Source organism: Sphingobacterium sp. UBA5639 (assembly GCF_002421245.1).
GTDB classification, from domain to species: Bacteria; Bacteroidota; Bacteroidia; order Sphingobacteriales; family Sphingobacteriaceae; genus Sphingobacterium; species Sphingobacterium multivorum.
In genome coordinates, this window is sequence record NZ_DIJR01000019.1 from 438,901 (window position 1) to 458,791 (window position 19,891).

Consider the following 19,891-nt stretch of genomic DNA (forward strand, 5'->3'; position numbering starts at 1 on the left):
AATCATTATATTTGTTTAAACCTATAGCCGCAGCTGATGCATCGGCTATAGGTTTATAAAAGTGAGAGTAAAATACGCAAGGTTATAAAAGTATGAAAGCAACATTTGGAGGAGGATGTTTTTGGTGTACAGAAGTTATTTTCCAAAACACTGAAGGGGTAACATCGGTATTACCTGGTTATATGGGGGGACATGTAGATAAGCCGACTTATGAGCAGGTCTGTACGGGGACAACTGATCATGTTGAGGTTGTCGAGCTAGAATATGACGACGAGCTGGTGAATTATGAAGATCTCTTGAAAATCTTCTTTAAGACCCATAACCCGACGACATTAAACCGTCAAGGTAACGATGTGGGTACGCAGTATCGATCAGTTGTTTTTTATCATAATGAAGAACAAGAGATCTTAGCACAGAATTTTATCGATGAATTGGAAAATGAGGATGTTTACGAGGACCCTATTGTCACAGCGGTAGAACCTGCGTCTACATTTTGGTTGGCAGAAGATTATCATCATAATTATTTCAATGATCATCCTGAAAATCCATTTTGTTCAGTAGTCATTGCTCCAAAACTTCAAAAATTCCTAAAAGAATTTAAAGCTTAAAAAGACAATATTTTTAAAAAGACAATATTTAAGGTGTTGTATCCCAAAAAAAAGCTCGAATATTTATTCGAGCTTTTTTTGTGTATTTAATATGAGTTAGAACATTTCCATCTGTCCTTTATCATCGATTTGAATATCATTTGGATTGGTGATCTCCAATTTGATGTCGTCATTTTTTTCGGTTGACTCGACCTCTTTTTCGTTCACGGAACTGTCAACTTCTGTCGTCGTACTATCAACTGTTGGTTCTGTGGTATCAGTACTTGATTCGGCTGCCTTTTCTTTACTTTTTTGACTTAAATCTTCATCCGCTGTCAATAGTGTAACCGATTTTACGGTATGGAAAGATAGGCGGTTTCCTTGCGCTTTTATTCCTTTTACGTCAATAATTTCAGTCAAAGGTTGATCAAGGGTTTCTTCCGTTTGGGATTTGCCTTTTAAAATCTCCAATTTGACCATCGGTTCAGCTGCATTACTCATCAGGATCAGTTTGGATCCTGCATCTTCATTGATAAAGGAAATACGTTTTCCAATAGGCTGATCGTCAAATTTAAAACGTTTGACAAAGTACGTTCCGCTCTTGCCGTCCTTATGCACGACTGTATAGATATGGTCTGGATAATATTTTTCGATCCGGATCATTTTCTCGTCGAAGTGGTTGCTTAGATCAAAGTTTGCTAATTCGTAGCTACCATCCGAAAGGACTACTAATATCTTGTCGTCGCCGTCAAACTCGCCAAGGTATTGTCCACGCTCATCTGCGTTTAGACGTTTCATGATGGTATCGTACCATATTTTTCGTCCTGCTAGTGTGGAGACTCCAGAGCTTTTAAAGCTGATTTTTTTGACAGGATATTTTGATACAATGTTTCCTTGTGAAGCACGGCCCTTGATTGCAATCTCGGCAAAGTCCATGTCAAAATTCAACTTACGCAATTTTGTGTGCGGCTTAAGCTGTATATTAACGACTTCCGCTTCACCATTGGGATTGGCTGTGAAATACAGGATTTTTGAGCCCTTGGATCCCTTGGACACATCATATTCCTTATCTCGCGTAACTCCTACTACCGAGAAACGTTTGATAAAACTGGTTCCAGTTTCACCTTCTTTATAGATGGCGTTATAGATTGTCCGTTCATCACCTTTTTTGAAAACAGCAACGTGGATAATTCCTTTTCCAACAAATACTTTATCCTGAATTTTACTGACAACATATTTGCCATCTTCGCGGAATACAATAATATCGTCGATATCCGAACAGTCGCATACAAACTCATCTTTCTTCATTCCCGAACCAATAAATCCTTCTTCGCGATTGACATATAGTTTGGTATTTGCTAGCGCAACTTGGGTCGCTTCTACTTTGTCGAATACCCGCAGTTCAGTTTTACGCTCGCGGTCTTTACTATATTTATCACGCAATTTCTCAAACCATGCAATGGCATATTCCGTCAATTGACGTAGATGACGCTTGACTTCTTTGATCTCATTTTCGAGTGTTTTCATCATTTCGTCCGCTTTTTTAACGTCGAAACGTGTAATGCTACTCATTGGTTTATCGATCAATTTTTTGTAATCTTCTGGACGAATCTCGCGGTAAAATTGATCGAAGAAAGGCTCAAATAAGCGATTCAGAACTTGCACAACAACCTCAAAGTCACCTGCATTTTCATAATCCGGATGCTTGTACATCCCCTCTTGAATAAATATTTTTAATAAACTACTGAAGAAGATTTTTTCTTGAAGATCGTTTAAACGAATCTCCAATTCTCGTTTCAATAAATTTTTGGTGTTTATTGTGTTTTCAGTCAGAATGTCGTTGACACTCATAAAGTGAGGTTTCTCATCCTTGATAACACAGGTGTTAGGAGAGATAGAGACTTCACAGGCGGTAAAGGCATATAATGCATCGATCGTTACATCGGGAGAAATTCCAGGAGCCAAATGTACAATGATCTCTACATTTCCCGCTGTATTATCCTCGATTTTTTTGATCTTAATTTTTCCCTTATCGTTTGCGGTAACCACGCTTTCAATCAGACCGCCGGTTGTCGTTCCAAATGGAATTTCTGTAATTGCGAGCGTCTTTTTGTCGCGTTCTTCAATTTTTGCACGTACACGGATTTTACCACCACGTTGCCCCTCATTATAATTTGAAACGTCGGCCATACCACCCGTAGGGAAGTCTGGGAAGATATTCGGACGTTCACCGTGTAATACCTGAATTGATCCGTCAATTAGCTCAATGAAATTGTGGGGCATAATCTTGGTCGCTAAACCAACAGCAATCCCTTCGGCACCTTGAGCCAATAATAACGGGAATTTTACAGGAAGGGTGACAGGTTCGCGATTCCGTCCATCGTAACTTAATTGCCACTCAGTCGTTTCGGGATTGAAGACAACGTCATTTGCAAATTTGGATAATCTTCCCTCGATGTACCGTGGAGCAGCAGCAGAGTCACCCGTAATTGGGAAACCCCAGTTACCTTGACAGTCAATCAAGAGATCTTTTTGTCCCAATTGTACCATGGCATCACCGATAGAAGCATCACCATGTGGGTGATATTTCATCGTGTTACCAATGACGTTGGCAGCTTTATTATATCTTCCATCATCCATTTCCTTTAAGGAATGGAGGATACGACGTTGTACGGGTTTCAAACCGTCATTGATATGTGGTACGGCTCTGTCCAAGATAACATAGGATGCATAGTCCAAAAACCAGTTTTCGTATAGTCCTGATAAAGGTATCGTCTGACTTCCGCTCTCTGTTTTTCCTGATCCCAGTTCTTCTTGATTATCTTCCGTTGGGAAGTTCGTTTCGTCACTCATTTACTCAGCAATAGATTAAATTGTACAATACAGAAATGTTCGAAATAGTATTTTATTCGAACGTGTAAAAATACAAAACCATTTTGTTTTATCCCAGCGAAACTATGAAAAGTTAAAAAAATTAGTTTTTAAAACTAATATAATTAGCTTGTTTCGTTGTCAGTGGCCAAATCATACCAATAACAGGGAATATCCCATAGATCGAAATGAAATTCTTCAGTCACCTGAAATCCTACTTTTTCCAAGACATGTCTTGAACCCAGATTTCCCGTATGTGTGATGGCATGTACTTCAAAATGGATCAGCTGTTCTCTATAATATTGCATGCAGGCTTGTGCAGCTTCTGTCGCATAGCCTTTTCCCCAAGATTCCGTTCTGAAACGGTAACCAAGGTCTAAAAAACCGATACGTCCGTTCTCCAATTCATCAATATATTTAAATCCCGTCCAGCCTATCCATTGATTGCTTGATTTCTCAACGACCCCTAGACGGCCTATACCGTATTTTTCATATTGTTGTTGAATAGGCGCGATGGCTTTTTTCATTTCTTCAATGGATTGAACAGGCTCCTTATTCAGAAAGGTATGAACCTCCGGCTGTGAATCCATCGCGAAAAAATAAGCGGCATCATCCATCTCTATTGGACGGATAATTAAACGTTCAGTTTCCAGTATAGGTAAGTGTTTTTCCATATTGTTTATCTCAAGTGTTAGGCATGCTAAAGCCACAATTTGTCGATATCTTTTTGTAGTATTTTGTCTTTCATTTCCTCCTCAAAGTCTCCGAACAGTTCTTTGTTAACAGATTTACTGATTCTGCCATTTTCGAGTACCAAGATTTCATCGCAGGTATCTTTTAGTGTGGAAAAGATATGCGACGAAATTAGGATCGTTTTACCCATCGCTTTTAAGCGTAATATAATCTCCGTAAGAATAATGCTGCTTTGTAGATCAATGCCATTAAAAGGTTCGTCAAGGATATAATAATTATTGTCCTGAAGTAAAGTAGCTGTCAGGGCTAGTTTTTTTTTCATACCCGTGGAATAGTCGCTCGCATACTCTTTTAAGGGCAACTCGAAAATATTTCTTTCACTGAGGTTTTTGATCTGTTTACCACGCGCATCTGTCAGCAGATAAATATACTCTTCACCTGTGAGCTTAGAGAGGAAATATGGATCGGAGGTCAGGTAACCTAAATTGTTTTTGAGCGGCGCCAAATCAGATTTTATACTTCCCGAGGCGGTTTCCAGTCCAGCAATACATCGAAACAGCGTTGTCTTTCCGGCGCCATTTTCACCGACGATACCATATACTTTTCCGCTTTCAAAAGTGTAAGTAATCTCGTGGAGCACTTGATGCCGTCCAAAGGACTTGCTGATATTCGTAAGCTCGATCATAAGTGGTTTTTTAGATTGTTGATTGCTTTGATATAATAAAAGGGCAATAGCGCAAGGATCAAGGGGTAAAAGCTAAAACAAAGTGCCAATGCAAAACCTTCGGGGAAATTGATCTCCCGTGGATAAGCGACGTATTTTAAGATGATTGCAAAAGGAAGCAAAAGTAATATTCCGCCCAATACAATACAGACATTAAATAAATCCGATGGAAAGATTATAACATACAGAAAAAGAAGGGGCAGTACCAAGAGTAGACATTGTAAAATTCCTCTTTTAAACTTTCGCATCAGAAAGACTGTTGGTGTATAATGGTTATTCCAAAGGTAAAAAATAGGTTCCGGTAATTGATAATAGAAAACACAGGCGAGCGCAATGCAAACCACACAAAATAAAACAAGATTGGAATTGGCCACATAAAAGCCGATTCCGGCCAAGAGATACAATACAAGCAAGAGCAGGTAGCTCCGTCGGAATCCGATGATAAATTCAAAAGGTTTTTTTGCGAAAGGTGTCGGAATAGATTTTCCGAAAGCCTTAAATGTCAAAAATGCAAAGATAATAGCCAAAATAGCTAATAACACTGCATAGCCCCATTGGTTGTGGAGGAAAAGAATGATGAAGGACGGCAGCGTTAACAAGCCATTTTCCAATATTCTGATTTTGTGGAAATCGTATTTACTGTATGTATTTTTGAGAAAGTCATTTCTGTTTTTTTCTGTGAGCAGAAACAGTGCTTGGAAATTGCCAAGCAGTAGGGCATAACAACCAAAAAGCGGATATTGAACCAATGCATAATAAGCAAAATAACATAATCCAAACAACAGGAGAAAGGCGAGCCAAACCGGCAGTCCTGTAGCGCGAATATGCCGAGACAGTAAAGTATATTGAAGCTTTAAATAATTGCTAACCATGATACGATCAAAAGTAAAAAATCGAAGTTAAAAACAAGGGACTGTTCCCTTATTTTTATTTCGGCCTTGCAACGATCGATTGTTGGTCGTTTTGACGCTTGAATTTCTTTATTTTACGGCCCTGTGTCTTTTCTGCCAGCTCAGCATATAGGTCAGAGCAAGTAGCAAAACTACTGCATTGGCATACATAATGACTGGAATTCGTAGGATAACATCACTATAGTACAATCCAGCAAGCAGTGCGCCAAGTCCTATTCCGGCTTCAAGGGAGATATACATGGTTGCAACCGCCTTGCCGCGATGTTCGGGTAAACTAAGGTCAATCGTCCAGGCATTCACAGCAGGGGAGAGTATACCCGTGCCTACACCATAGATGCTTGCGCCGATCATCATGCCAATGAAACTATTTCCAATGCCAATAGCAACGAGTGCAATCGCGATAATAACTATTCCGACAACAATAACCTTAGGTCTTCCATAACGGTCCGAAACTTTGCCGGAAACAAAACGTATCAATACTGACGCAATGGTGAAGGCTAGGAAAAATAGCCCTTTATTTTTGAGTCCAAGGTATTCACTCCAGTCGGGAATTAGGGTTAAAATGACTCCATAAGCGGTGTAAGATAAAAACGTGACGATTCCCGCAGGTAGTGCACGCCATTCAATGATATCTTTTCGGTTTATTTTGAGCATGGAGAGATTGAATTTCTCTTTTTTCGCCAGTGTTTCCTTCATGTTAATGACGATAAGGATGGAGAGAAGTGCCATGAAAGAAGAGCAATAAAACATCACATTGATACCAAAGGCCTCGAAAATAGCGCTGCCAATTGCTGGGCCGACAGCTGTACCGACGCTAAAGGCCAATCCATGCATCCCAAGCGCCTCACCCCATCTTTTTTGTGGAACCAGATCGGCGACATAAGCAGAAGTTGAGGTAGGTTTAAAACCAGTGGAAAAACCATGTATCAATCGTAAGAATAGAAAGCCCGCGACTGATGTTAAAATGGGATAAAGAAAACCACAGATGAAACAGACAATGGATCCAATGGCCATGACTGGTACACGTCCCCAGCGATCGGTCAATTTACCACTAAAAGGCCGCGAAATTCCGGCAGTCAATGTAAACAGCGCTATGATCAACCCTTTGTATTCTGCTCCGCCCAAACTGCTCAGATAATTGGGTAGTTCGGGGATGATCATATTGAAGCTAGAAGAAAATAGGAGTGAGCTTAAGCAAAGTAAAATAAATTGAAGCGTATAGATGGATTTCTGTTCAGCTGGCATGGCGCTATTTTTATCGTGTGTGAGTATTCAAAAAAGAATAATGGATTGTGGCGATTATCCATCCTTCTAGGGAATGGAGCAAATGTACAGTTTTTGGAACGATTAAGCGGTTTCTTTTGGTGGAAAAATAATAGAATTCTTTATATAAGATAGAAAATACGAAGGCGAGGACGTTAGTGCCTAAAAAAAGATTATTTTTGGGAAGACCCTTTATTTAGAACATGCAAGAACTTAGAAATCCTGGTGTTTATTTTGAAATTCCGGTATCGGATTTGAATCGCGCAATCGCGTTTTATAGCCAGTTATTCAATTTTACCTTTGAACAGGAAGATTTTGACGATAACCACATGGCTTACTTTCCATTTCAAGAAACCTTATCTGGGATTACTGGCGCCCTGGCGAAAGGCGAAATTTATAAACCTACACGCGAGGGAGTACTCCTTTATTTACATGTAGAAAACATATCTACTACGTTGGAAAGGGCCATGAGCTTGGGTGGAAAAGAGCTATATCCCGCCACTTTTCATGCCGATCTGGGATTTGCTGTTGCGGAGATTGAAGATTCTGAAGGAAATAGGATCGGGCTACATCAAAAGTTATAAGCGGCAATTCAGATCATATAGCTTACTAGATCAACTGTTGCCGGACTATTTCGCTGCAGAAGATGGTCGTTGCAACGGCTACGTTGAGTGATTCGGCTTGGCCTATGCGCGGAATAGTGATAGCTTGATCGATCAACGCTATTATTTCATCACTGATGCCATTTCCCTCGTTCCCCATAACAATTAGCCCCTCATTAGCCCACACAGTCTGATAAATGGATTGACCATTAAGTAGGGCGCCATACACTTTTAATCCAGTAGCCGGAATAAAATCCGTTAAATCAGTATAGTGGATTTGCAGTCTAGCCAGTGAGCCCATGGTTGCTTGCACTACTTTAGGGTTGTAGGCGTCTACAGTTCCAATGGAACAGATAATATGTTCGATTCCAAACCACTCCGCCGTGCGGATAATTGTACCCAGATTGCCTGGATCCTGCACATCATCGAGTACAAGGCTAAACTTGTTTTTTAAATTACTTGGTACAATTTTCTGCTGTAAAGGAAGTTTGACCAAAGCGAGGATACCTTGTGGCGATTTCAGTGTACTAATCTTTTGGAATTCAGTATCCGTTAGTTCATAGGATTTTATATTATGCGAGATTTTACCCACTTTTGTGTTTGCGTCGCCCGTGTAGAAAATAGACTCAACCTCATAGCTTGATGAAATAAATTCCATCACGGATTTTATACCCTCAACGATAAACAGGCCGTGTTGTTTTCTATACTTTTTATTTTGTAGAGACGTTATTAGACTGATTTGCGCTTTTGACAACATTTTTATTGATGATTAAGTATCCTCGTTTTATCGGATTTGCAAGTATAACGCTTTTAGTGTTATTTTTTGCATCATGCCGTTCTTCAAAATATCTTGACGATGACCAAGCTCTGGTTACAAAAGTACAGATTTCTGGTGTCACCCCTGCATTGAAAGAATCATCCGAAACGTATATTTCCAATCAAATAAGACCTAATTCAAGGGTAAATCTATTTATTTACAATACGTTCAATACTAAAAACGGGCGTTATAAAACCAAGAAAATTCGGAATGTTGGCGAACCACCTCATTTGTTGGATTCGGCAATGGTCGATTTATCCGCCAATCAAATCCGACGCTTTCTATTTTCAAAAGGTTATTTCAAAGCTAAGGTCGAACCAACAATTTCAGTTTCCAAAAAGGGAGCACATATCGATTTTAAAGTGGATGAAGGTGTCCCATATCAAGTTAGAAATATAGATCGAAAATTTGAGGATGAAGATATTAAGGCAATATTTGAACGGGAGGTACTCCCCAAAACTGCTGTAAAATCCAATACCCAGTACGATGCCGCAAAGTTGCTCGATGAGCGGGAGAAACTTTATATTTCGATGCGTAACAATGGGTATTACGATTATGTAAGGCAATATATGCGTGCTGGGGTAGATTCAACTATCGATGGACCTTTGATCGACTTGAAAATTAATGTCGAAAATCCATCTGACTCTACGATACATAAAAAGTATCAAATAGACAGTGTTTATATGACGATAAGGAATTATGGAACAATGTCGAAGAAGGAGCCACGTCGTATCCTAGATTCTGCAAAACGTCTTTTATTTGTTGATGAAACAAATAGTTTCAGGTGGAAACCTTTGGAACGCTATATGTATCTACGCTCAGGTCAGTACTATTCCTTGCGGGAGGAAAATAAGTCATATGACCGATTGTATGAGATGAATGGTTTTCGTTCTGTCAAGATGCAGTTTGTCAAAAAAGATTCCAATAAACTCGATGTGCACTATGATTTCGTTCCAAGACCGCGGATGGGAAACCAGATAGAGGGCGAGTATACCTTTAGTTCGGGTATGAGCGGATTTAATATTGGAAATACATTCTCTCAACGTAATATCTTTGGTGGTTCGGAGCAATTGGAAGTGAAATTACGTTATGGTGTATTGTTTGATCCGCGCCTCGCAGGTGGGCTTTCCAGCAAAATATTCAATAACGATTTTCAAGCGGGCGTAAATTTGGTCATTCCTCGTCTAATGGTTCCCTTTCATATTAATCCAGGTGGAAAGTTTGGTTTGCCCAAAACGACCTACTCGATGACATTGCAGTTGTTCGATCAAGATAAAACCTATTCAAACCGCTATTTCATCACGTCGCTGAATTACTCATGGTATGAAACAGAAAATAAGTACCATAGTTTTACGCCTATTGTGTTGGAGTATCGGGATGGACGCTTGGATTCCAATTTTCGGAACAAGCTTGTACAGGAAGGTTATCAGCTGTATGTACGTAGCAACGACCGTCAGTATTTTGGTTTAGGGACACAATATACCTTTATCCTGAATGGTAAAAAATTGAATAGCAAGGAGGACTTTCAATATTTCAGAGGAACATTGGACGTGAGTGGAAACGTATTGGATCTTATTAGCTCCTTGGCAAAATTGCCTAAGAATGCCGATGGTGAGAAAAAAATATTCGGTGTGCCCTTTCTTCAATACGCCAAGACAGAATTCGATTATCGTTTATACCGAAATCTCGGTGGAAATAGGCAGTTTGTCTTCCGTTTTAATCCGGGGATAGCGATTCCTTATGGTAATAACTCTAAACTGTTGATTTTTGAAAAGAGCTTTTATAGCGGCGGGATGAATGGCATACGCGCATGGCAGGCACGTACCTTGGGGCCAGGTGCCTATAACCGGCAGAGTCTTAGTGAGGATTTGCGTTTAAACCTGCGTAATTTGGATCAACTGGGGGAGATTAAACTGGAAGCAAATGCCGAATATCGATTCAGGTTACTCAATAACTTCCTGGGCGCAAAGATGAATGGAGCAACATTTTTGGATATGGGAAATGTTTGGCGACTGAAGAAGGATGAAGAACTAAATCCGGGGGGGGAGTTTAAATTCAATAAATTTCTTGGGCAGGTCGCCATTGGTACCGGCTTCGGACTTCGTTTCGATTCGGACTATTTTGTCATTCGCTTAGATGCCGGGCTTAAACTAAAAGATCCGCAATTCTCAGGTGCTGATCAATGGGTTATCAAGCATTTCTTTGATTCCAAAGAATTTAAGGCCCAATATTATGAAACCCATAGGCCCGACAGGTACAATTTTATTCAATACAATTTTGGAATCGGTATGCCGTTCTAATGTCTAACTGTTTCGTTATGATTTACGTTGATCCCACCAGTTGATGGGACATTCAGACAAACCGCTTTGTTAACCGATGAGATTTTTGAGACTTGAAAATATTGATTCAAAAATTTTACTCAAATCCAAACCTTGGGAATGGTTGAATAAAAAGAAAACTATAGCCAGCGCGATGGCCGTCATAATCACTTTTTTAAACATGTAAGCTATTCCTAACACAATGGCCGGGATAATCAAAAACATCAATCCGCTAATGGCAAAAGGAGAGAGTCCGCTATCGCTCTTATAGATATAGAATAAACGTCCCTTGGAAGTTTGTTGATTCTTATGGCTAAAGAAAACAAAGGTTGATGACTCAATTTTCTGATTAGGGACAGCAACACCCTCATGAAATTGTAGTGGTTGCGAGAAACCATTGATGGTAAATAGGTAATTGCCATTAATGGTCTCATTGGTGTTTCCCAATGAATCCAATGCAACTACAGCCAGTTTTCCATTTTTGGAAAGGTTTTCTTTTACGATAAAGTTTTGAATATTTTGTTCTTGAGCAGCTGCCCAAAAAGGTATCAGTAATAGAAAAAATATAATCTTTTTCATCGTTTTATTTTTATTCAATTCGCGTTTTCCCTTTTTAGGGTCTATTTGCATAGCGCTAATATCATTTGAGGATTGATAGCATCAATACATCAAATCCGATTTCCTTGAAATGAGACTGCAATTTTAGGGATTTTAATTTTCTTTTGAAAATCTTTAACTATGCGAATGTTGAAACCTTTGTAAATACGTTCTTGAGCCTTTCATCATTCCTCAAAAAAAGGTGCTGTCAAAATCCTGAGTAGGAGTGCAAAAGATATTTAGCTCATTTGTGTTTGACCTGCGGTATGATATTTCAGGATGTTTTGTTAGTTCATTTATAATTAAATCGATAATATTTGATCCATCGTAATTTTGGATTATTCACTTGTAAAATAGGTGAATTTTCGAAAAAAATTAGTTCTTTGAAAGTTCTTGGATCAATTGCAATTTCACTGCGTCATTTAAAATACCTTTTGGATCATCAATAACTATTTTGCCAAAAATGTCTTTTTTCATGGATGCACTATTTCCATTGTTGTCGCTAGCTTCATAATTTCCAAATATATCTTTTCGAACGGAAACACGATTTCCCCTGTTATCTTCAATTGTTTTACCACCTAGAATATCAGTTCTCACTGTGGTACGTTGACCATTGCTATTTTCGATAGTGAGATTATCAAGAATATCTTTTGTTATCCGGCTTGAATTACCTTTGTTATCTCGAATCTCCATATTGCCGAAAATATCTTTAGATATCGTTGAGCTATTGCCTTGATTATCTCGGATGTCGAGACCTCCAAAAATATTTTTTGATACAGTTTTTACATTTCCTTTTTCATCACGTATTTCTAAATTGCCGTGTATATTTTTAAAAACTGTGGACGGACTTCTGTCTAGATTAGGAAGATCGAAATCGCCGCTACTGTTTTTTCTGACAGTAGTTTCACCTCCATCCTCATCTTTTACGGCAATATTTCCTGAAAAGTCTTCTTTTATAGTCAGTTTAATACCACTCTTATTTACGGTTGTATATTCACCCAGGCTACCTCGTCTAAATTTAATGGTATTTCTCCACATATCTGAAAGAATAACTTCTCCCCAGCTATCGGTTTCTATTTTTATGGATTTTTTATCTAAGCCTTCTGAAATAGCCATTTTAATCATGTACTTTTTCATATTGTCAGAAGGGGGATCGGACCATATTCGGGTATACTCTTCCACTGTTGAAATTTTGGCTTCTGAAGTTAATGTAACTAATAGCAGTGAAAAACTGAATAAGAAATATATACGCATGATCTGTCTGTGATTTAATGTCAATATACGTTTTTTTGCGCTACTTTCATTATATTTAAACAGTAAGCGAATTAATTGATGTCAACTACGGACGAAACGGAACGGCTGGGCAAAGTAAAACCTTTGATTCTGAGGAAGCCCGTCTAAAGGATGCTGAAAAACTAATTGCGGAGAAGACTAAAAAAGGCTATTCTGAGAATGGTGCTGTAGATGCAGATAGCAAGGAAAGAGGATCCGCTGTTCGACAGTCAACGGCTGCCAGCCAGTTATTGAATTAGTCTAAGATCTCTTCGTATGTCAATGTGTTTTTACTCTTTGATACGCGAATAGTTATAAATGTCGGAACGATACCTTTGCCATTCGGACGTTACATGGAATAAATATAGGAATCTTTGTCGTGATAATTAGCGCGTAGTGTGTCACCTTCATATCTGTCTACTGCAGTGGTATGAACTTCTATTCTTTCATCCATTTTGTCACTCCAGCTTCGTTGATCAATAAAAGATTGTTTGTCTTTTTCGGAGATAGATAGTTCAAATTGATGTGTGTAATCTCTTAAGCCGCCACTTTGATTGGAAATAATTTTAAAATCATCTTTTAGCGTGATATGGTGTTCGCTGAGTAGTTTTCTTGCATCAGATTTAGAGAATAATAGATCATCAAATAGCAAGTATAGCGTGAATATAAGAAAATGCAAGATTAAAATAATCGAGACGATAGTTCCCAACTTTTTACGGCCAGACTTTTTTAGGATCCAGTACGTGAAATAGATGAATAGGCCTGGGATGCCAAACCATATCAAAAAAATCAGCGTGTATAGTGTATACATTTGTTAATAGTTATAATCCTAAAGCTCCTAATCCACGAATAATGTCTAAATAGATTTGCGGTATATCCACATCCCCAATATTTTTACGGATGACATCGGTAATACCAGCATGTGAGATACCCTGAGAAGCATGAATATGTTTAAAGTTTGCTCCCCAAACTGCACTTTCTAATGGGACCATCCCATCATTTTCACCTACCAGTCGCCTCAGGTATTTAAAACTCAAAGCATAGAACAAATCATCTTGTGGCTTAGTCATTGTCGAAGCAAAGCTCTGATAAAATACATTGTCCATATTGGGGTTGAGCTGGTTGAAAACACGCATTTCTTTTACACTGAGATCTCGAATTAGTTCGATTGGTGCGGGAGATTGCCCTCCAAATAAGAAAGAAAGACGTTGGATCAGTTTTTTTGTAACACAATCTCTGGATAGATGTTTTTCCATTAGATAGTCTGCTATTGGTGTTCCTAAGTGTGGTGTGGATATTGTGCTTAAGGAGGCTACCATTTGATGTCCCTTTAGCGTTGAAATAAAATAGCGGGCGTCGATCCCTCCTTTAGAATGCGCGATGAGATTAAATTTAGTGGCACCTGTTTTTTCTGCAAGATCTGACAGATTTCTTTTCAGCATCTGTGCATTGTTAGCCACGCTGCCCCAACCATCGGTCTTGCCATAAAAAAATGAGATATTGTTTTTTTTGAAAGTCTTGGGGATCCTGCCCCAAAATAAACTGTTATCCCCAGCAGCCGTGCCGTGGATCAATATGATGGGATATCTTAATGTAAAGGCAGTCATTGAGTTTTTTTATACATCTTCATCCATCCAATAGGTTTTGTAAATCAGCTTTATCTTGCTATTTTTTGATCTGGATTGATTATATGAACAGGTTCTATAATTAAGCTATTCGACTCATTTTCATTAAAGGGCTAGTCTATTGTCAGGTCCGCCAATAAGTCCCGTCGACATATTCGAGCAAATCTACCAGTCCCTGAGGGATTGCCGGAAATGCTTCCTGGAGTTTCGCTAGATCTATTTTGCTTGCACCATGTTTAATCCGTTCAAAATGATCCCAGGTTTCTTCACCACCATTACTATAGTATGCTTTCTTTAAACCAGATAAATAATTGTCTACTATTTTCATTTGCTTTTCTTCTTGTTTGTGAATTTAGTCAAACTTGATGATAGAATAAAAGTAAATTGTAGTGTATTTCCTTTTCTGTCTGCTTGTTATAACGAACCTAAAATTTTAAAATCTCGGAGGAAAGCGAGAAAAAGATTGTTGTGGAAAGTTAAAAATGTTTTGTTAATAATTCATTAAATGGTTAATTTAATGAAAATTTTCAATTATGAAATCTAATCGCCTATTTATTTTCCTTGTTGTTTTTCTAACAACGGTAGCTACTCCTGTGTTTAGTCAACAAAATTTTAACTTTTCATTTGATCAACCGATTATAAATCCCTGGTTCAAGGTTGGGGATACGACGGCTTTTAAGAGTGGTATAGATCACGATACGTATTATAGTGCAAAAGGAGCACTTCGGATTGAAAGTATAAAGAAGAACAGCGCTTTCGGAGGGATTATGATGTGGTTACCATCAAATTTAAAGGGGGATTCCATTGAAGTGTCTGCGATGATCAAGCGTGAGAATATCATCGCAGGGTCTTATGCGTCGATGATGCTACGGATCGATCCCAAAGTCTTTTTCGACAATATGGCTAACCGCCAAATGAATGGGACAAAAAACTGGGAAAATATTAAGCTGAAAACTAAATTGGTGCCAAACCAGACCGAAGGGATATCCATTGCATTTTTTCTTTCTGGGGAAGGTAAGATGTGGGTTGATGATGTGCTCATTACTGTAGATGGTAAGGATATTACCAAAGAAGTAGGAATGTTTGTGCCATTTGCGAAAGGGATCAGTGAACCTGCAAGTTCGGGGATTTCTGATTTTAATACTACGCCCGAGATTGATCAACGCTTAGTGGATTTAGGGAGAATATGGGGTTTCCTGAAATATAGACATCCCGCTGTGGCGCAAGGAAAATATGATTGGGATCAGCAGTTGTTTAAGTCCATTGACGCTATTATTAGAGCAAAGGATAATAAATCTGTTGAGGCTCATTATGCGATGCTCTTAGACAGTCTCGGTGCCACGGCCAACTATGCCAAGCCACAGCTTGAAAATGTGGTTCATGAAGTAGATTATAGCTGGATTGATGGTCTCTCTTTTAACAATGATATCAAGAATAAATTAAGACGTATTCGCTACAGTAATTTTGATCAACATCATTATTTTGGTTTTGCTGGAGGTGCTGGCAATGTTCTTTTCAAGAATGAAAAAAAATATGAAAATGTATTTTCTGCAGATGCGGGGTTTCGTTTATTGGCGCTCTTTCGCTTTTGGAATATGATCGAATATTTTTCCCCCTATAAACATCTGACGGATCCGAAATGGGATGCTGTTTTAAAGACCGCTGTGCCCGAAATGATCCTGAGTCGGGATGATCGTTCTTATGGCCTTTCACTTCTCAAGATGGTATCCCAGGTAAAAGATGCACATACCGGACTCTGGAGCATGCCCAAAGGACTGATAAATTATTATGGCAAGTACCGTATGCCGGTGGAGATCCGAATGATAGAAGGAAAAGCTGTGGTAACTAAAGTTTTTGATAGTGAGAAATCCGGAGATAAACTTAGCATAGGAGATGTGCTCATCAGTAAGGAACATAAAAAGATTGAAGAAATCAGAGATTCGCTTTGGGCTTATATGAGTACACCGAATGAAGCTGTAGCCAACCGTGATCTGGCGCGAAAGCTTGTGACAAGCAATAGCGAGATTGTGCCCTGTGAGTTAGTGCGTGATGGCCGGCCGATTAAAGTAGATATTGCTGCGATACCCTCTAGCCAAATTAAACCTGCTTCAAGAGATACCGTGCCTTTTAAGATGCTGGACAATAATATTTTGTATATCAATCACAGTTTACTGCGTGCTAAGATGATCACAGAAAATATGGCAAACTGGAGCAAGGTAAAAGGTATTGTGATTGATAACCGCAATTATCCCGGTGATTTTTTAGTATTCAAGCTTACACCCTTGTTGTTGACCAAGCCTACTGATTTCGTTCGTTTTAGCAGTACGAGCCTTCAATATCCCGGCACTTTTGTAATGAGCAGCCCATTACAAGTTGGGGAGAATACCAATGATTGCTATCAGGGGAAAGTGGCTATTCTGGTCAATGAAGATACCCAGAGTTCTGCGGAATATCATGTGATGGCTTATCAGGCAGCTTCCAATGTCAAGGTTTTCGGATCACCGACAGCGGGTGCTGATGGCAATGTCAGTTCCATAGAGTTACCGGGCAATCAGCGGACAATGCTTTCCGGACTGGGGATATATTATCCCGATCAACGTGAAACCCAGCGTGTAGGTATTAAAATTGATGAGATTGTCAAACCGAGTATCAAGGGGATTCGCGAAGGTAGGGATGAGGTAATGGAAAAAGCATTGGAGTATCTAAGTCAATAGATTAGCCCTTCCATAGGATGGTTGTTATTGAGGTATTATACATTTAAAGTCAGACATGCTAAAGGAAATTATTTTTTAATTTATTTACTAAAATATTTAGTATATTGTTTGTTTTTTTGCTATCTTTGTATTGCTCACTTACAGAAGTAATACCAATAAAATAAACAATTATGTTGTCCGATCAAACTTTAGTATCCGATATAAAGGCAATTATTGCGCAGTCCAAAGATAATGCGATTCGTGCTGTCGATCATCAGCGCACATTGATGTACTGGCATATTGGCCAACGTATTTTTGAACAGGAGCAGGAAGGTAAGGATAGAGCGGATTATGGGAAATACATCATAAAATATCTTTCAGCAGAATTACAGCCTGAGTTTGGTAGTGGTTTTTCGTATAGACAGCTAAATTGGTACCGCCAATTTTATCGCACATTTCCAATTGTGTCTACACTGTGGACGCAATTGAGTTGGAGCCAGTATAAGCTGCTTTTAAGTCTTAATAGCGAGGAACAGCGGGAGTTTTATATTGCCGAAACCATAAAGAATAATTGGACAGTCAGACAGCTTGAGCGGCAGATTAATACTAATCTATATGAACGCCTGCTGCTTAGCAACGATAAGGAAAGTGTACTGGCTGTAGCAAAAAAGGAAAAGATACCTTCTGATGCGAAGGAGATTATCAAAGATCCAATGGTACTGGAATTTTTGGGTTTGAAACGCGAAAGCGCTTACTATGAGAAAGATCTTGAGGGAGCCATTATTGCCCATCTTCAAGAGTTCTTACTCGAATTAGGAAATGGCTTCTCATTCGTCGCTAGACAAAAACGGATCCATATCGAGGGCGATGAATTTTTCGTTGACCTGGTCTTTTACAACCGTCTGCTGCAAAGTTTTGTGATCATTGAAATTAAAACCCATAAATTAACGCATCAGGACATCGGTCAATTGCAGATGTATGTCAATTACTATGATCGTATAGAAAAACTTCCGCATGAGCATCCGACAGTTGGCATCTTACTTTGTGCCAGTAAAAACGATGCGGTCGTCAAATTTACCCTTCCGGAAGACCAAAAGCAGATTGTCGCCAGTCAATATGAGCTTTATTTACCAACAGAGCAACAGTTGCTGGATGAGGTAAATAAAGAGTTGGATAGTTTTGTAGGTAAAGGTGACGCTGAGTAGATTTTTCAAGCGTCTATACGGCGCCATTTAAAGATATTTTAAATGCGTCAAACGGGGTTAATTTATCAGTATTGGGGGATGAAATGACAGTGGTTCCGCTTTTTTCATTTTTATTTTTCTAACATAGATTATTTTGTACATTTGTATCGAATAAAATCGAAATTGAAATGGCAGAAACTGTACAACCAAGAGGTCCAAAGACAACTGATAATAATGCGAACCAAACTCATTACTACAAAACATTGGTAGTAGCGATCGCTTTAGGTTTAATAGGTACATTTATCCGTTTTGTACCGGATGTATGTACGGCATTGGGCCAACAAACTTTTTTGTTTTCCGCAATAGCTAATATTGCTATGATCGTAGGTGCACTTATCGCATTCAAAACCGTTTTCGGAATTTTGGGATTTGGAAAAAACCGTGACTAATTAAAAGTAAACTAAGATATTTGAAAGCCCCAGTTTACTGGGGCTTTTTTATTTTAATCCTTTTTTTAAACTCAAGTTCATTGTTGACGATCCCGTCCCGTTATGCTTTCATGATCTATAAGGCACAAAAAAGGCCTCACAACGGTGAGGCCTTCTTTTGTATGATTATCGCAGACTATGCGAAAAGTGACCAAGTAGACCAAGGAATACGAGCAAGGATCAAAATCAAACCGATGATATAGAAAATAACAACCGTTTGGTTTGCTTTTTTTGCATTTTCAATCTTTTTAGCTTTAGAGTAACCAATTGTGATCAATACAATAGCAATGATCATTGTCAAAGGGTGTTCGATGATTTTAAAACGTAATGTCGGATCTTTCATTACGGCGCCAGAGATCATCGATGGATACTTTAAATAAAAGAATAAAATCAATCCCACCAATAATTGAATATGCGATGCGATAAAACCCAATAAAGCAATTTTACGGTTGTACGGTTTGTTGCCTAGGTAGTTTGATAGGGTGATCACGATCGATATCACCAGGGCTAGCAATAATACAATTGCTATAGTCGAGTGTAAGTGTAACATAAAAGCTCTCTTTAATTATTTCCTAAGTTAGCAAAGATAAAAATATAATGAATGTATTTATCAAAAATCATTGTTCCAACAGAAATACCTCCGCTATTGGATTGAATAGGTACATGCGTTTGCTGGTCAATTCCATGCACTTATAGCGTTTTCTTATCTTTTCAATGCGTTGAAATGAACGACCATTTTTTAGTTTAAAGAAATGGCCATCCTCCAAAGATTCCACCGTAAGGGCACTGGTTTTGACGGTATCGTATGATTTTAAGGTGCGAAACAGGTGAAGGTCCGTGCAGCTTGAAGCCGCGGGGTTTTCCATGTAGCGATGAATGGCACTGCTAATATCGATTGGAAAAATATTCAATTTAAGGAAGGGCTCCATCAATTCCTTGAAATTATTTTTCCACTCAGTACCATGTGGCTTGACACGATGCTGGTGTTTGTTCCAGGTTTGTAAATGGGCAAATTCATGGATCGTCGTAATCAGAAATGAATAGGAATTTAAGTCATGGTTGACTGAGATGCGGTGTGGGCTTCCTCTAAACGGTGCACGGTAATCTCCTAGTTTGGTACTCCTTGAACGAGAGATCTTAAATAAACAGCGGGTATGATTAATCCAGTTGGATATAATCGGCGCAGCTTCTTCAGGCATGTATTTTTTAAGCGTAGCACTATAATCTTGCATGACATAAAAATAGG

The 19,891-nt window shown here is 38.8% G+C and carries 20 protein-coding genes; 7 read left to right on the forward strand and 13 right to left on the reverse strand.

Annotation, left to right across the window (positions count from 1 at the left end; all coding sequences use genetic code 11):
* The first annotated feature begins 92 nt into the window (after positions 1-92).
* On the forward strand, positions 93-608 hold the full coding sequence (gene msrA, locus B4Z90_RS12805; protein WP_286709853.1) for a peptide-methionine (S)-S-oxide reductase MsrA: 516 nt from the start codon (positions 93-95) through the stop codon (positions 606-608).
* A 96-nt stretch (positions 609-704) separates the two neighbouring features.
* Here the strand turns inward: msrA and B4Z90_RS12810 are convergent, their stop codons facing one another.
* The 5 genes from B4Z90_RS12810 to B4Z90_RS12830 all read right to left on the reverse strand — a co-directional run bounded on the left by B4Z90_RS12810 (position 705) and on the right by B4Z90_RS12830 (position 7,031).
* Positions 705-3,440, reverse strand: coding sequence for a DNA gyrase/topoisomerase IV subunit A (locus B4Z90_RS12810; RefSeq protein WP_115047656.1), 2,736 nt, complete (start codon positions 3,438-3,440; stop codon positions 705-707).
* Positions 3,441-3,583: 143 nt separating this feature from the next.
* A complete protein-coding gene (locus tag B4Z90_RS12815; RefSeq protein WP_286727384.1) occupies positions 3,584-4,132 on the reverse strand; it encodes a GNAT family N-acetyltransferase in 549 nt (182 codons plus the stop codon).
* Between the two features lie 26 nt (positions 4,133-4,158).
* On the reverse strand, positions 4,159-4,836 hold the full coding sequence (locus B4Z90_RS12820; RefSeq protein ID WP_286727383.1) for an ATP-binding cassette domain-containing protein: 678 nt from the start codon (positions 4,834-4,836) through the stop codon (positions 4,159-4,161).
* The gene (locus B4Z90_RS12825) at positions 4,833-5,747 is read right to left on the reverse strand and encodes a hypothetical protein (protein ID WP_286727382.1); all 915 of its coding nucleotides are present in this window, start codon (positions 5,745-5,747) and stop codon (positions 4,833-4,835) included. Before B4Z90_RS12825 ends, B4Z90_RS12820 begins: the two co-directional genes overlap by 4 nt.
* A 108-nt stretch (positions 5,748-5,855) precedes the next feature.
* The gene (locus B4Z90_RS12830) at positions 5,856-7,031 is read right to left on the reverse strand and encodes an MFS transporter (RefSeq protein WP_070567216.1); all 1,176 of its coding nucleotides are present in this window, start codon (positions 7,029-7,031) and stop codon (positions 5,856-5,858) included.
* A gap of 221 nt (positions 7,032-7,252) precedes the next feature.
* Here B4Z90_RS12830 and B4Z90_RS12835 point away from each other — a divergent pair, with 221 nt between their 5' ends.
* Positions 7,253-7,633 (forward strand): VOC family protein, encoded by a 381-nt coding sequence (locus B4Z90_RS12835; protein WP_112374217.1) that lies wholly within the window; start codon positions 7,253-7,255, stop codon positions 7,631-7,633.
* A gap of 25 nt (positions 7,634-7,658) precedes the next feature.
* On the opposite strand, the gene B4Z90_RS12840 is transcribed toward B4Z90_RS12835, so the two are convergent.
* On the reverse strand, positions 7,659-8,408 hold the full coding sequence (locus B4Z90_RS12840; RefSeq protein WP_070567214.1) for a TrmH family RNA methyltransferase: 750 nt from the start codon (positions 8,406-8,408) through the stop codon (positions 7,659-7,661).
* Positions 8,409-8,416: 8 nt separating this feature from the next.
* Between B4Z90_RS12840 and B4Z90_RS12845 the strand changes: the two genes are divergently transcribed.
* A complete protein-coding gene (locus B4Z90_RS12845; protein WP_286802410.1) occupies positions 8,417-10,768 on the forward strand; it encodes a BamA/TamA family outer membrane protein in 2,352 nt (783 codons plus the stop codon).
* A gap of 69 nt (positions 10,769-10,837) precedes the next feature.
* On the opposite strand, the gene B4Z90_RS12850 is transcribed toward B4Z90_RS12845, so the two are convergent.
* Both B4Z90_RS12850 and B4Z90_RS12855 read right to left on the reverse strand, forming a co-directional pair.
* Entirely contained in the window at positions 10,838-11,365 is a 528-nt protein-coding gene (locus B4Z90_RS12850; protein WP_070567618.1) for a hypothetical protein, read from the reverse strand.
* Between the two features lie 393 nt (positions 11,366-11,758).
* A complete protein-coding gene (locus B4Z90_RS12855) occupies positions 11,759-12,499 on the reverse strand; it encodes a hypothetical protein (RefSeq protein WP_139145027.1) in 741 nt (246 codons plus the stop codon).
* Between the two features lie 212 nt (positions 12,500-12,711).
* On the opposite strand from B4Z90_RS12855, the gene B4Z90_RS25210 reads away from it, so the two are divergent.
* Positions 12,712-12,915 (forward strand): WGR domain-containing protein, encoded by a 204-nt coding sequence (locus tag B4Z90_RS25210; RefSeq protein ID WP_083296024.1) that lies wholly within the window; start codon positions 12,712-12,714, stop codon positions 12,913-12,915.
* 89 nt (positions 12,916-13,004) lie between these two features.
* Here the strand turns inward: B4Z90_RS25210 and B4Z90_RS12860 are convergent, their stop codons facing one another.
* The 3 genes from B4Z90_RS12860 to B4Z90_RS12870 all read right to left on the reverse strand — a co-directional run bounded on the left by B4Z90_RS12860 (position 13,005) and on the right by B4Z90_RS12870 (position 14,608).
* Positions 13,005-13,466, reverse strand: coding sequence for a hypothetical protein (locus B4Z90_RS12860; RefSeq protein ID WP_070567207.1), 462 nt, complete (start codon positions 13,464-13,466; stop codon positions 13,005-13,007).
* Positions 13,467-13,476: 10 nt separating this feature from the next.
* A complete protein-coding gene (locus B4Z90_RS12865) occupies positions 13,477-14,262 on the reverse strand; it encodes a lipase family alpha/beta hydrolase (RefSeq protein WP_070567205.1) in 786 nt (261 codons plus the stop codon).
* A gap of 142 nt (positions 14,263-14,404) precedes the next feature.
* Positions 14,405-14,608 carry a hypothetical protein gene (locus B4Z90_RS12870; protein WP_070567203.1) on the reverse strand — a complete coding sequence of 68 codons (204 nt, stop codon included), beginning with the start codon at positions 14,606-14,608 and terminating at the stop codon, positions 14,405-14,407.
* A gap of 205 nt (positions 14,609-14,813) precedes the next feature.
* Here B4Z90_RS12870 and B4Z90_RS12875 point away from each other — a divergent pair, with 205 nt between their 5' ends.
* From B4Z90_RS12875 to B4Z90_RS12885, 3 genes are all read left to right on the forward strand, one after another.
* Positions 14,814-16,994 carry a S41 family peptidase gene (locus B4Z90_RS12875; protein ID WP_112374215.1) on the forward strand — a complete coding sequence of 727 codons (2,181 nt, stop codon included), beginning with the start codon at positions 14,814-14,816 and terminating at the stop codon, positions 16,992-16,994.
* 170 nt (positions 16,995-17,164) lie between these two features.
* Entirely contained in the window at positions 17,165-18,178 is a 1,014-nt protein-coding gene (locus B4Z90_RS12880) for a PDDEXK nuclease domain-containing protein (RefSeq protein WP_070567198.1), read from the forward strand.
* A gap of 167 nt (positions 18,179-18,345) precedes the next feature.
* Positions 18,346-18,606: a hypothetical protein gene (locus B4Z90_RS12885; RefSeq protein WP_070567197.1), complete on the forward strand. Its 261-nt coding sequence runs from the start codon at positions 18,346-18,348 to the stop codon at positions 18,604-18,606.
* A 175-nt stretch (positions 18,607-18,781) separates the two neighbouring features.
* Here the strand turns inward: B4Z90_RS12885 and B4Z90_RS12890 are convergent, their stop codons facing one another.
* A complete protein-coding gene (locus B4Z90_RS12890) occupies positions 18,782-19,195 on the reverse strand; it encodes a hypothetical protein (protein WP_112374214.1) in 414 nt (137 codons plus the stop codon).
* 67 nt (positions 19,196-19,262) lie between these two features.
* The gene (locus B4Z90_RS12895) at positions 19,263-19,877 is read right to left on the reverse strand and encodes a sprT domain-containing protein (RefSeq protein WP_112374213.1); all 615 of its coding nucleotides are present in this window, start codon (positions 19,875-19,877) and stop codon (positions 19,263-19,265) included.
* Positions 19,878-19,891 lie beyond the last annotated feature (14 nt).